Origin of the sequence: Lacibacter cauensis (genome assembly GCF_007830055.1) — a bacterium.
Lineage (GTDB): Bacteria > Bacteroidota > Bacteroidia > Chitinophagales > Chitinophagaceae > Lacibacter > Lacibacter cauensis.
This window is the reverse complement of the sequence record NZ_VLLE01000004.1, coordinates 324,803-337,260: the sequence shown is the minus strand read 5'-3', so window position 1 is coordinate 337,260 and position 12,458 is coordinate 324,803. Positions and strand designations below refer to the sequence as shown.

Here is a 12,458-nt window from a genome sequence, read left to right as displayed (position 1 = left end):
CCCTCTTCTTTTATAATAAATCAACCATTATTCCTGGTTGGTATGCATCATCTTCTGCAGCTTTTTGGTAAGCAGGAAAAGGATGAGCGAGGCAACACCTGCCATGGCAACAAACAACATAAAGAAATCGTACAGGTTCGTCATTTGATAACCTAAGAACTGTGTGGTTTTTCCATTCTCTGGATACAACGCACTCAATACACCTGCCAGTTTATTGGCAAAAGCATTACCTAAAAACCACACAGCCATTAACAGCGATGCATATTTGAAAGGCGCAAGTTTATTGGCAAGCGATAAACCAATAGGCGATAAACAAAGTTCGCCCCATGTGTGCAGCATGTACATACCTGTTAACCAGATCATGCTTACTTTAATGCCCGTTCCAACATTTTTAACACCAAAGGCAATCCATAAATAACCAATTGCCAAGAGCATTAAGCCTATGGCCATTTTTGTAGGAGCCGAAGGATCTTTTTTACCAAGCTTCAACCACAGCCACGCAAACACAGGTGCAAAAGACACCACAAAAGCTGAGTTTAAAGATTGAAACCAGCTTGCAGGTACAACAAAAAAGCCTAAGTCTCTTTGTGTCTGCTCTTCTGCAAAGAAGGTAAGCGATGCGCCGGCTTGTTCAAATGCACTCCAGAAAAAGATTACAAAGAACACTACTGCAAACAGTACAATTACTCTTTCTTTTTCAAATTTATTCAGGGTTTTGTCGCCCATTACCATTGCAAAAATAAAAATGGCAGCACCCGCAAGCAGGTAGGTTAAGTAGCTTACCACTTTTGCATCAATATATAACATACCAATAGCAAGACTCGAAAACGCAGCCAAACCAAGGATGATAGCAATGGGTTTGATCCATACAGCAGATGAACCTTCGGGTGTTAAGCCGAGTACTTTATTATCCGGGTCAACAACGTATTTTTTATGGAAAACCAACTGTACAACAACACTCAGCAACATGGCAATGCCGCCAGCCAAAAAGGCCCATTTAAAATCTGCAGGATCGCCGGTATCGCCAACAAGTCCGCACACGAACGGACCAAGTGCACCACCCACATTAATACCCATATAGAAAATGGTATAGGCGGGGTCAATACGTCGGTCGTTTTTAGGATACAGCTGCCCAACAAGCGAAGAAATGTTGGGTTTAAAAAAGCCATTGCCGGCAATCATCAAGCCTAAGCCGGAAAAGAATAGCAAAGTAGAAAGATCGGGTGAGGAAGCATAGGTAGATCCGCAAAAGAAAAGAATAAATTCACCAATCGCCATTACCAAACCACCTGCAATAATAGAACGCTGGTTACCCCAATACCTGTCGGCAATATAACCACCAATCAACGGCGTTAAGTACACCAGACTTGTATAGCTGCCATATAAGTTCGAAGCGAATACTTTGTCGAAAAGCAAAGCCTTGGTCATAAAGAGAACGAGTACGGCACGCATACCGTAGTAGTTAAATCGCTCCCACATTTCAGTTCCGAATAAAACCCAAAGACCTTTCGGGTGGCCTTTTTGTGCGGTCGTTTCAGTCATACAATTGGTTTAAATGAATAGTAGTAAGTGCCGAAAATAAGCAAATAATGGAAACGGCAATTTTGCAGAAAATACCGACGAAAACAGAATGCTTTTAGGAAGTTCCTTAGCGAACATTTAATTTCGGGCCGGAGAAAACACGCAATGAACATCTTATTACTCGGATCGGGCGGTCGTGAACATGCACTGTCCTGGAAATTGAAGCAAAGTCCTTTATGCGAAAAACTGTACATCGCTCCCGGTAATGCGGGCACCAGCGAATGCGGTGTAAACATTCCTATGCGTATTGATGGCGACTTTGAGGCCATGGAACAGTTTTGCAGAGACCATGCTGTACATATGATTATTGTTGGACCCGAAGATCCATTGGTAAAAGGAGTGTACGATTATTTTGAAGAAACGCATACAAAAAATCCGTTTGCCGAAGGATGGGTGGGTGTAATCGGCCCATCGAAATATGCTGCCCAGCTTGAAGGCAGTAAGTCTTTCGCCAAAGCGTTTATGGAACGCCACAATATCCCCACTGCTTCGTACAAAGAATTTACCGATGCCAATTTTGATGAAGGCCGGGAATACTTAATGAACCATGCCTTACCCGTTGTGCTGAAAGCCGATGGGTTGGCTGCAGGAAAAGGCGTCATCATCTGCAACAACCACCTCGAAGCTGTAGCTGAGTTTGATATGATGATCCACCAGCACAAATTTGGTGATGCAGGCAAGCGGGTGGTCATCGAACAGTTTCTCAACGGTATTGAAATGAGCCTTTTCGTTCTTACAGATGGTAAAAACTATTGCATATTGCCCGAAGCAAAGGATTATAAACGTATTGGCGAAGGCGATACAGGCCTCAATACAGGTGGAATGGGTGCTGTGAGCCCGGTACCTTTTGCCGATGCAGAGTTTATGCAAAAGGTAGAAGAGCGCATCGTAAAGCCTACCATCAACGGTTTCCACAGCGAAGGCATGCTGTACAAAGGATTTGTGTTTGTAGGTTTAATTAAAGTAGATAATGAGCCCTATGTAATTGAATACAACTGCCGTATGGGCGATCCTGAAACAGAAGTGGTGATTCCCCGTTTACAGAACGACCTGGTTGAGCTACTCACTGCTACAGCCAAAGGCGAAGTGGACAAGGTGACCATTCAACAGGATCCTCGTTTTGCTGTTACCATGGTGGCTGTAAGCGGCGGTTATCCCGGCGATTATGTAAAAGGCTACGAGATAACAGGGCTCGATCAGTCGAACGCCGATTCTATTATCTTTCATGCAGGTACAAAAACCGAAAACGAGAAGGTGGTTTCCAATGGCGGAAGGGTATTGGCTGTTACCAGCTTTGGTGCAGATGTAAGTGATGCAGTGGCTAAATCTAAGAGTTTACTTACAGGTATCCGTTTCATGAAAATGTACTACCGTTCCGATATCGGTTACGAGTTTGTGTAAACTAACTGAAACGGATAGCCGAAGATATTTTTGTTCGCATGTTGCGGGTATTTCAATGTTGCTGAAATGCCCGTAAACAAAGGGAAAAACGGCGCCTCATTTTTTTTCTGAAAAAACACTTACGGGCACGGTTTTAGCGTTGTTATTCCAAATTTTTCTCTCAAATTTGCAATCACCGGAACAAATAATTTCCATTTAATAATATGGGCCTTTTCAACTTTTTTATTCAGGAAATAGCAATGGACCTGGGTACTGCTAATACCCTCATTATACATAACGACGAAATTGTGGTAAACGAGCCTTCAATTGTGGCGCTGGATCGTAACAATCCAAAGAACGTGCTGGCAGTTGGTAAAAAGGCATTGATGATGCACGAAAAAACCCATGAAAGCATCCGTACAGTGCGCCCCTTAAAGGATGGTGTAATTGCCGACTTTAACGCCGCTGAGTTGATGATCCGTGAGCTCATCAAATTGGTATTGACTAAAAAGCCATTGTTCGCCCCCAAATGGCGGATGATGATCTGTATACCATCAAGCATTACCGAAGTAGAAAAAAGAGCCGTGCGTGACAGTGCCGAACAGGCTGGTGCACAAGAGGTTTATCTCCTGCACGAACCAATGGCAGCTGCACTGGGTATTGGTATTGATGTGGAAGAACCCGTTGGTAACATGATCGTTGATATTGGTGGTGGTACAACCGGTATTACCGTTATTGCGCTGGCTGGTATTGTGTGCGACCAGAGTATCCGTATTGCGGGCGATGAATTTACAGCTGATATTATGGAGGCTTTACGCCGTTATCATAGCTTATTGATTGGTGAGCGTACTGCCGAACAAATCAAGATCCAGATTGGCGCAGCCATGAAAGACCTGGATAATCCCCCGGATGATATTCCTGTAAATGGCCGTGACCTTGTAACAGGTATTCCCAAGCAAATTATGGTGAGCTACCAGGAAATAGCCGAAGCACTCGATAAGAGCATCTTCAAAATTGAAGAAGCGATTCTGAAAGCGCTGGAAATGACTCCTCCCGAGTTGGCTGCAGATATTTACCGCAGAGGTATTTACATCACCGGTGGTGGTGCATTGCTTCGTGGACTGGATAAGCGACTCAACCAAAAAATTAAATTACCCGTTCATATTGCCGACGATCCGTTAAAGAGCGTGGTAAGAGGTACTGGTATTGCATTGAAAAATTACAATCGCTATCCGTTTGTCATGCGCAACTGATGAGTGCGTTTACCAACATCGGAACGAATTAAATCCACCTTTTTGTGCGGAATCTTTTTGCTTTTATCAGGCGCTTTTCCGTTTTACTGTTTTTTCTGCTTTTACAGGCAGCGAGCTTTACATTGCTGTTCCGGTACAACAAATTTCACCAGGCAGCCTATATGGATACGGCTGGTGAAATAACCGGCGCTATGGAAGTTCAGTACAGTAAAGTGGATGGGTACTTTCACCTGAAAAAGGAAAACGAAGATCTCCGTCGCAGGTTAAACGACTTACAAAACAAGCTCAGCGAAAATTTTCAAAGTCCGGATACAACACAACGGGTTGTGGCCGATTCGATACCGGTTGATACCACAGGCACCATCCGCAAATATTTGTACATGGATGCTGAAGTGGTGAACAATTCGGTTATCCAACCCAATAACTATTTTACCATTCACAGGGGCAGTAAGCAGGGTGTGGAACCGGGTATGGTGGTTATATCGCCCAATGGTGTAGCAGGTGTGGTAATGGATGTGAGTGAAAACTTTGCTACAGTAATGAGCATGCTCAACAAGCAGAGCCGCATCAGTGCAAGCTTAAAGAAAACAGGCGAAAGCGGACGTATTGAATGGGATGGTTCCAACCCAAGGAGAGTGCAGTTGCGGGATATTCCAAAGAGTGTTAAACTGAAAGTGGGCGATACGGTGTTAACCAGCCGGTATTCCGATTTTCCTGCAGGCATCATGATTGGCCGGATACAAAAAATTATTCTTGAGCAGAGTACCAATAATTATCTCTTACAGGTTGAGCCATCGAACGATTTCAGCCGTTTGCAAAATGTATTTGTAGTTGCCAACCTGCAGCGGGCAGAACAACTGGAACTTGAAAAACGAAGCAAACAGAAAAAATGAGTAATCTTTTACGCAATATCATCCGTTTGATTTTGTTTGTGCTGTTGCAGGTATTTGTGCTCAACAAAGTGCCGCCGCTGCACCAGTACATCACGCCCTATATTTATTTTCTGTTCATTCTCTGGCTGCCATTCAGCATCAGCCGCAGCGGATTACTGCTGTTGTCGTTCATTACAGGACTTTGTGTTGATTTCTTTACTAAAACACCGGGCTTGCATGCTGCTGCCTGTGTGCTCATCGGTTATATCCGTCCGTTCCTCATTAACCTGTTAATGCCACAGCAAGGCGTGGAATTTAATTACCGTGAACCATCTGTAAGTAGTCTCGGGTTTTCGCAGTATGCAACCTATGCAGCTGTGCTTACACTCTTTCACCATACATGGTTGTTTCTTATTCAATCGTTTCAATGGGGCAATATGTTGTATGTATTGCTGAAGATACTGGGCTCAACTATTGTGAGTCTGTTATTAATCATTGTGATTGAAATTATCTTTATCCGCAAACAGAAATTTTTAACCAATACCTGATCATTCATCTTTGAAAAACCTCAGTACAGGCCATGGCCGAATTTAATCAGTCAAGACAAATCACCATCCGACTCATCATTGCAATTGTATTTGCAATTATTCTTGTGCGGTTAATGACGCTGCAGTTGTTTACTTCGAAGTATGCCAAGCTGGCCAACGACCAGGCCATTCTCCGTAAAATTGTGTACCCCAGCCGTGGTATTATTTTCGACCGTAAAGGCAAAGCCATTCTGGATAATGTTACCATGTACGATCTGATGGTGACACCATCGCAGGTTAAAGGAGTTGATACATTTGCGCTCTGCCGCATTCTTGAAATTGATACCGCTGAATTTAAACAGCGTGTATTAACAGCCATCATCAAAAATTCACGAAACCGTCCTTCGGTATTTGAAGCATTGCTTTCGCCAGCCAAGTACGCTAAAATAAACGAAAACCTTTTCCGCTTTCAACCCGCTTTCTTTTTACAGGAACGTCCCATCCGTAGTTATCCGTTTAAAGCAGCAGCGCATTTGTTAGGTTATGTGGGCGAAGTGGATTCGGGCATGTTGAAACGTTCGAACTTCTTTTACCAGATGGGCGATTTTGCCGGAAGAAGTGGGTTGGAAAGCTATTATGAGAAAGTATTGATGGGACAGCGGGGTATACAGTACATCCTGCGTGATAATTTCAACCGTCCGATTGGTCCGTATGAAAATGGTGATTTTGATACGCCTTCTGTTGCAGGCCGCCATCTCAATACCTACATTGACATTGAAGTACAGCAACTGGCCGAAAAATTAATGCATGGTAAAGTGGGCAGCGTAGTGGCAATTGAACCTAAGACTGGCGGTATCATCGCCATGACTTCAGGCCCTACTTACGATCCAAACGAATTAACAGGCTCCGAATCAAGAAAGAATTTCAGCCGCTTGTTTGTTGATCCGGCATCGCCTTTACTCAACCGTGGCATGCAGGGGGTGTATCCTCCCGGTTCAACCTTTAAACCATTGGGTGCATTGGTGGCATTGGATGAAGGATTGATTACACCTTCGTTTGGTTATCCCTGTTTTGGCCGTTATGGTCCTTGTGGCCGACCGGCATGTACACACAGCAATGCAGGACACGCAGCCAATTTAAGTTTATCGATCGCCAACTCTTGTAACTCGTACTACGCACATGTATTGCGCATGGCACTCGATAATAAAAAGTACGGTAATATCGAAGGCGGGTTAATGAAATGGAAAGAATACATGTCGGGTTTTGGTTTGGGTCACCGGCTGGGTATTGATTTGCCGGGCGAATACTCCGGTTATATTCCCGATACATCCCGCTACAATAAGGTATTCCGCAAAGGTGGCTGGAGCAGCTGTACCATTGCTTCGCTGGGTATTGGCCAGGGCGAAATACAGGCCACACCTATGCAAATGGCCAATGCCATGTGCTTAATTGCCAACCGTGGCTGGTATTACACGCCGCACTTTGTAAAAGATATTGAAGGTGAAACCAAAGAAGATACCATCCTCAATAAATACCGGCAGAAGATAGCGCCTTTGCATATTCCCAACGATTATTACCAGGCGGTAATTGATGGTATGGAAATGGTGGTAACCAATGGTACTGCACGTAATGCTGCTATTGACGGATATGCGGTTTGTGCAAAAACAGGAACAGTAGAAAATTATTTCAAAGGAAAGAAACAGCAGAACCACTCTTTCTTTGTAGCCTTTGCACCGAAAGACGATCCTAAGATCGCCATTTGTGTAGTGGTGGAAAATGCAGGTTTTGGTTCAACATGGGCTGCGCCGATTGCATCATTGCTGATGGAAAAATTCCTGAACGATTCTATTGCAGGCGACAGACGTAAAGCCGAGATTGATCGTATCAGCAATGTGGTTATCACTCCGGCAAGGATCAGGTACGAGATGCATCGCCGTGATTCCATCAGGCAGGCGAAAGATTCGGTACAGCGCAAACGCATACGGCTCGACTCTACAGCCATTGGCTTTGTGCGTTCGGCAACTACATTGCCTCCACAACAACCGAAAAGAGAACTGCCGCAACGGGTCAACTGGTTTGCAATTTTGCCGGCAGACAGGTTTAACTTCTATACATACACACAACCACAGCAACGAACAGCTTAATGGAAAAACAGGCAACCATAGGAAAAGGTGTTGATACAGTAACCGTACTGCTGTACTATGCATTGGTGATGGTAGGGTTTATTGCTATTTTCTCCGTTGAGTTCCGCATGGGCGATTCGTTTGTGCAATCGCTGCTGGAGCTGAAGAAAAACTATTCGAAGCAAGTGTTGTTCATCGGCATCAGTTCGCTTGTTGCGGTGTTTGTATTGTTGACCGACAGCAAATTTTTTACAGCTATTGCCAACCTGCTGTACATGGGTGGTATACTGTTGATGCTGCTTACGTTTGTGATTGGTAAAGACATCAGTGGTTCTAAATCGTGGATTGCATTAGGTGGCGGGTTTAACCTGCAACCAGCTGAGTTGTGTAAAGTGTTCACCGCATTGGCGCTTGCAAAATATTTAAGCAGGCCCGAAACAGAGTTTAAAACCTTGCGATCGCATTTAATTGCATTTGCACTAACGCTGGGCCCTGCAGTGCTTTCCATTGCACAAAAAGAAACCGGGTTGGCATTGGTGTATTTCTCTTTCTTTCTGGTGATGTACAGAGAGGGCTTACCTGCCATTTATCTCATTGTAGGGTTTTCATTTGTAGTGTTGTTCATCTCCTCAATTGTTTTGTCGTTTTATGTGTATGCAGGTGCATTAGCCTTTATCGTGTTGATCGTGATCTACTATTTCTGGCGACAGATAAAACGCAACTTCGTTTTACTGGCGGCACTGCTGCTGGTTTATTTTGCGGTGATCGGGTTTAAATGGTTTGTAGATAATGTGGTGTTTGATAAAGTGCTGAAACCTTACCAGGCCGAACGTGTATTGAACATGTTTGGCAAAAGCTATGTTCCTAAAAGTCCCGAACGGATTGCATTGTTCGAAAAGGAACAAGCCAGTGGTAAGAAAAAAGATTACACCTACAACGTAAAGCAATCGAAAATCGCCATTGGTTCGGGCGGTTTTGCCGGTAAAGGATTTTTGAAAGGTGTAACAACACAAGGCGATTTTGTACCTGAACAGCATACCGACTTTATCTTCACTGCCATTGCCGAAAGTTTTGGCTTTTGGGGCAGTGCGTTGCTGCTTGGTTTATACTTCTTCCTGTTGTACCGCATCATCAGCATAGCCGAACGGCAGCGAAGTACCTTCTCACGTGTATATGCCTACAGCGTGGCCTGCATCCTCCTGTTTCACATCATGATTAACATCAGCATGACAATTGGCCTGATGCCTGTAATTGGTATTACACTACCTTTACTGAGTTATGGTGGCTCGTCGCTGGTAACATTCACCATTCTTATCTTCATTATGCTTCGTCTTGATGCAGACAGAAACATGGTTCTCCGGTAAAACAGCCACAATTTCTTTTTCGATGTTCCTGAACTGTGAATTTGTATTGTATGAAAAAGTATCTCTGCACCTTCTATTTACCCGCAATGCTCGAAGAAAATTTTTGGGCAATTATTCCATCCCACCGTCAGCATGTGAATGAATTAATGCGTGATGAAACCATTGTAACCTACGCTGTAAACGAAGTGCGCAGCAAAGGCTGGGTGGTGTTGAATGCCAACTCGGAAGAAGAAGCAATTGCAATTGTTGAAGAGTTTCCGATCCGCCCGTTTGTACGTTACGAAATAGATGAGCTGTTTATCTTCGACTCCATGATTGGTGCTCCCAAGCTGGTATTAAACTGATTAATTTTCCTGCCTGTATCTTTGCAGCGCTTTACACAGCACTGCAGCATTGTTTCTGTTTTAAAGAAGCAAGTACACAACAGTTGCTGTAACATGCACATCTTGCAGGTTTAGCCTGCAACAAACCGATAAATAGTTACATGAAAATAATTCCACTTTCCGAAGGCAGTTTTACAGTTGATGGCACCAAAAAGTTTGTTCCTTTCGATCCGGCAAAAGATAATCTGAAAGATCGTCCTGCAGGAAGTTTACTTGTTGAAGTACAGCCTTTCGTTGTTATAACCGAAAAAGATATTCTGCTGCTCGATACCGGACTCGGCTTTACCATGCCCGACGGTACATTACAGATTCATCATAATCTTATGCAGGCGGGCATCAATCCAATGGAAGTAACCAAGGTACTCATGAGTCATTTGCACAGAGATCATGCAGGCGGTATCAGCAAAGAAGATGCAGTGTTGCAACAACGTTTTCTCAGTTTCCCCAACGCAACATACATAGTGAACAAACAGGAACTTGAAATTGCATTGAGCAAATTGTCAAAGTCATATGCCATTGATGATGTAAGTATGCTTGCAGAAACAGATAAACTGCAACTCATCGAAAGCGAAGGTGTCATTGATGATTATATCTTTTACGAATGGACCGGCGGACACAGCCCCTGGCACCAGGCTTTCTGGATTAAAGAAAACAACGAAACCGTTTTCTTTGGTGGCGATGTTGCACCGCAGTTGTTTCAAATGAAAACAAAGTTTGTAACCAAGTACGATTTTGATGGAAAGCTTGCAGCAGACTTACGTGTGAAATGGTGGGAGCAAGGACAAAAAGAAAACTGGAAGTTTCTTTTCTATCACGATATTAAAACACCGGTGTTCAGCTTTTAGTTAGCACAACAGGCTTCGGATACATCGGTTACAATACAGGCATAAACCTTTATACAACTAAGGTTTATGCTTTTTTATTTTTAAGTTAAACTACTGAAACCCTTTGCCAGCCTGCATTTGCGGGCAAAAAAATAGGCCAACCCTGAAAAGAGTCGGCCGTTGCTAACCTATGAAAAACACCTATTCGCAAATTTATAGCATAAGAAATAATTTTTCCAAATTAATTTATGTTTCGACGTTGCAACACTGGCTTATTGGGGCGGTTTTTAAGCTGATTCAACAGCACACCACGAAACTCTCTTTCAGCTTCAAAGAATTTATTCATTCTGGGCTGTCCTATTACACCAACAAAGCGTTCTTTATATTTCTTACGTACATCAATAATCATTTGTTCTTCGTTTAGAACATCACGTTTGGGGTTGTTACGTTGTGTAAGCATTACCTGCCGTACATCACGTTTATACTCGTTGTAAATGGGCCAGAAACGTTGTGCTTCATTTTCGGTAAGGTTCAGCTTACGGCTGATGAATGCTATTTCCAGAGCCTTTATTTTTTCCTGCTCTTTATTATCGGGCTGCTCCTGCGCATACAACACACTGCCTGCGCTAAACAGAACAACCATCATAAGTGTAACTATCTTTTTCATAACCTTTTCTTCAAGTGTTTTTAATTTGTTTGCTTTGCTTCGAGCTCTTTCATAAACGCATCAAGGAACTCTTCATCAATATAATCTGCTTCTTCGGGCAATTGATTGCCATCTATTAATTGCTTAATCGATTCAACATCTTTTGTATCGGCAGTAAGCTGGAGGTAATTGATAATAGCATCATCACTTACACTTGCCAGTTGCTGATTAAACTGTGCTTCTGTTTTAATTTTTGCAGCTACCGCAACAGCATTGTTCTTTTTCTGTAAAGAGTAGTTAATGCCAAATGCAAGCATACTGAGTACAACTGCAGCTGCTGCATAACGCATCCATTTGCGTGCAACCGAAAGCGATACAACTTTTGTTTCGGGTTGCAGTTTTGCGGTAACGGCAGTGGTAAGGGTATCAAAGTAACCGGCCGGAGCTTCGTATACATTGGCTTTACTGATGCCGGCTAATACAGGCGATAACTCCTGCAATTCATCGGTAACAGCAACGTTATTGCCATTCGCTTTAAGTTTGGTAAGAATAGTATCAGCCAGCGAATTAAAATAACCGGCAGGTACATCCTGCGGCATTACTTTACCTGCTATCTGTAACAGGCTGTTTTCTTCGTTGCCGCCTGCGGCGATACGGGCCATCACAACGGTGCTCAGCGTTTCAAAATACACTTCGGGCACCTGGTAGGGAACCACGGCATTGATCTGTGCCACCACAGGGCTTAATGCCTCCAATTCTTTCACTATGTCTGTACTGCGTGTCATTTCGTTTATATAGATGTTTACAGAGGCCGATGGTTTAACGGTTCAGGATAAAATCCTCAATTTTTTTAACGGCATGATGATAGCTGGCTTTTAGTGCTCCTTCGCTGGTTTCCAGCACTCTGCTCATTTCTTCATACGGCATCTCATCGTAATACCGCAGGTTAAAGACAGCCCGTTGTTTTTCGGGCAGCTGCTGAATGGCCAGCTGCAATTTCCACTCTAACCGGTTGGCATCAAAATGTTTATCGGCTTTAATGGTATTGCTCAACCCCGCTTCGGCTTCGTTCATGGATACGGCCGAACGTTTTTTCCGCTGCTCCAGGAACGTAAGGCTCTCGTTGGTGGCAATGCGGTACAACCAGGTGTACAGCTGGGCATCTTCCCGAAAGTTCTCCAGCCCGTTCCACACTTTAATAAACATATTCTGCAGCACATCATTGGCATCCTCGTGCTCAACAACCATGCGGCGGATATGCCAGTATAATTTTTCCTGGTATTTTTTAATGATACGGGTATAGGCCCGCTCCTTGGTGGCGGGGTCGTGGAATTGCAGCAATAATTCCTTATCGTCGGGTTGGGTCATTGTTTGAATAGAGGTTTTCTGGTTTGGATTTTTCTGTTCCCTAAAGGTAGAAAAACCGCTGGTAAGATGGATAAAGACGACAAAGGTTTAAAACATCACGAAAATTTTTCCGCTTCTTGTTGCGGCCCGAAACACAG

General features: G+C 43.6%; 12 protein-coding genes. 8 read left to right on the top strand and 4 right to left on the bottom strand.

Features of this window, described 5'->3' with window-relative positions:
* Positions 1–27 precede the first annotated feature (27 nt).
* Positions 28–1,542 carry a peptide MFS transporter gene (locus IQ13_RS11555; RefSeq protein WP_144886533.1) on the bottom strand — a complete coding sequence of 505 codons (1,515 nt, stop codon included), beginning with the start codon at positions 1,540–1,542 and terminating at the stop codon, positions 28–30.
* 144 nt (positions 1,543–1,686) lie between these two features.
* Between IQ13_RS11555 and purD the strand changes: the two genes are divergently transcribed.
* The 8 genes from purD (at position 1,687) to IQ13_RS11515 (ending at position 10,328) form a co-directional block, all read left to right on the top strand.
* Positions 1,687–2,982, top strand: a complete 1,296-nt coding sequence (gene purD / locus IQ13_RS11550) for a phosphoribosylamine--glycine ligase (protein ID WP_144886532.1) — start codon at positions 1,687–1,689, stop codon at positions 2,980–2,982.
* A 203-nt stretch (positions 2,983–3,185) separates the two neighbouring features.
* Positions 3,186–4,214, top strand: coding sequence for a rod shape-determining protein (locus tag IQ13_RS11545; RefSeq protein WP_144886531.1), 1,029 nt, complete (start codon positions 3,186–3,188; stop codon positions 4,212–4,214).
* A 44-nt stretch (positions 4,215–4,258) separates the two neighbouring features.
* Positions 4,259–5,107 (top strand): rod shape-determining protein MreC, encoded by an 849-nt coding sequence (gene mreC, locus IQ13_RS11540; protein ID WP_144886530.1) that lies wholly within the window; start codon positions 4,259–4,261, stop codon positions 5,105–5,107.
* Positions 5,104–5,634 carry a rod shape-determining protein MreD gene (locus IQ13_RS11535; RefSeq protein ID WP_144886529.1) on the top strand — a complete coding sequence of 177 codons (531 nt, stop codon included), beginning with the start codon at positions 5,104–5,106 and terminating at the stop codon, positions 5,632–5,634. Before mreC ends, IQ13_RS11535 begins: the two co-directional genes overlap by 4 nt.
* A gap of 32 nt (positions 5,635–5,666) precedes the next feature.
* Complete coding sequence (mrdA, locus tag IQ13_RS11530) at positions 5,667–7,757, top strand: penicillin-binding protein 2 (RefSeq protein WP_144886528.1); 2,091 nt, start codon at positions 5,667–5,669, stop codon at positions 7,755–7,757.
* Positions 7,757–9,100 (top strand): rod shape-determining protein RodA, encoded by a 1,344-nt coding sequence (gene rodA / locus IQ13_RS11525; protein WP_144886527.1) that lies wholly within the window; start codon positions 7,757–7,759, stop codon positions 9,098–9,100. The genes mrdA and rodA overlap by 1 nt, the downstream gene beginning before the upstream one ends.
* Positions 9,101–9,150: 50 nt before the next feature.
* Positions 9,151–9,444: a hypothetical protein gene (locus IQ13_RS11520; RefSeq protein WP_144886526.1), complete on the top strand. Its 294-nt coding sequence runs from the start codon at positions 9,151–9,153 to the stop codon at positions 9,442–9,444.
* Positions 9,445–9,584: 140 nt separating this feature from the next.
* The gene (locus IQ13_RS11515; protein WP_144886525.1) at positions 9,585–10,328 is read left to right on the top strand and encodes an MBL fold metallo-hydrolase; all 744 of its coding nucleotides are present in this window, start codon (positions 9,585–9,587) and stop codon (positions 10,326–10,328) included.
* 220 nt (positions 10,329–10,548) lie between these two features.
* On the opposite strand, the gene IQ13_RS11510 is transcribed toward IQ13_RS11515, so the two are convergent.
* From IQ13_RS11510 to IQ13_RS11500, 3 genes are read right to left on the bottom strand one after another with little or no spacing between them, the layout of a single operon-like run.
* Positions 10,549–10,974: a hypothetical protein gene (locus IQ13_RS11510; protein ID WP_144886524.1), complete on the bottom strand. Its 426-nt coding sequence runs from the start codon at positions 10,972–10,974 to the stop codon at positions 10,549–10,551.
* A gap of 20 nt (positions 10,975–10,994) precedes the next feature.
* Positions 10,995–11,738, bottom strand: a complete 744-nt coding sequence (locus tag IQ13_RS11505; RefSeq protein ID WP_144886523.1) for a hypothetical protein — start codon at positions 11,736–11,738, stop codon at positions 10,995–10,997.
* Between the two features lie 34 nt (positions 11,739–11,772).
* On the bottom strand, positions 11,773–12,321 hold the full coding sequence (locus IQ13_RS11500) for an RNA polymerase sigma factor (protein WP_144886522.1): 549 nt from the start codon (positions 12,319–12,321) through the stop codon (positions 11,773–11,775).
* Positions 12,322–12,458 lie beyond the last annotated feature (137 nt).

Excerpts from the sequence above, each read along its gene's own strand:
- IQ13_RS11555 (WP_144886533.1), bottom strand. The coding sequence starts at position 1,542 with ATGACTGAAACGACCGCACAAAAAGGCCACCCGAAAGGTCTTTGGGTT.
- purD (WP_144886532.1), top strand. The coding sequence starts at position 1,687 with ATGAACATCTTATTACTCGGATCGGGCGGTCGTGAACATGCACTGTCC.
- IQ13_RS11545 (WP_144886531.1), top strand. The coding sequence starts at position 3,186 with ATGGGCCTTTTCAACTTTTTTATTCAGGAAATAGCAATGGACCTGGGT.
- IQ13_RS11535 (WP_144886529.1), top strand. The coding sequence starts at position 5,104 with ATGAGTAATCTTTTACGCAATATCATCCGTTTGATTTTGTTTGTGCTG.
- mrdA (WP_144886528.1), top strand. The coding sequence starts at position 5,667 with ATGGCCGAATTTAATCAGTCAAGACAAATCACCATCCGACTCATCATT.
- rodA (WP_144886527.1), top strand. The coding sequence starts at position 7,757 with ATGGAAAAACAGGCAACCATAGGAAAAGGTGTTGATACAGTAACCGTA.
- IQ13_RS11520 (WP_144886526.1), top strand. The coding sequence starts at position 9,151 with ATGAAAAAGTATCTCTGCACCTTCTATTTACCCGCAATGCTCGAAGAA.
- IQ13_RS11515 (WP_144886525.1), top strand. The coding sequence starts at position 9,585 with ATGAAAATAATTCCACTTTCCGAAGGCAGTTTTACAGTTGATGGCACC.
- IQ13_RS11510 (WP_144886524.1), bottom strand. The coding sequence starts at position 10,974 with ATGAAAAAGATAGTTACACTTATGATGGTTGTTCTGTTTAGCGCAGGC.
- IQ13_RS11505 (WP_144886523.1), bottom strand. The coding sequence starts at position 11,738 with ATGACACGCAGTACAGACATAGTGAAAGAATTGGAGGCATTAAGCCCT.
- IQ13_RS11500 (WP_144886522.1), bottom strand. The coding sequence starts at position 12,321 with ATGACCCAACCCGACGATAAGGAATTATTGCTGCAATTCCACGACCCC.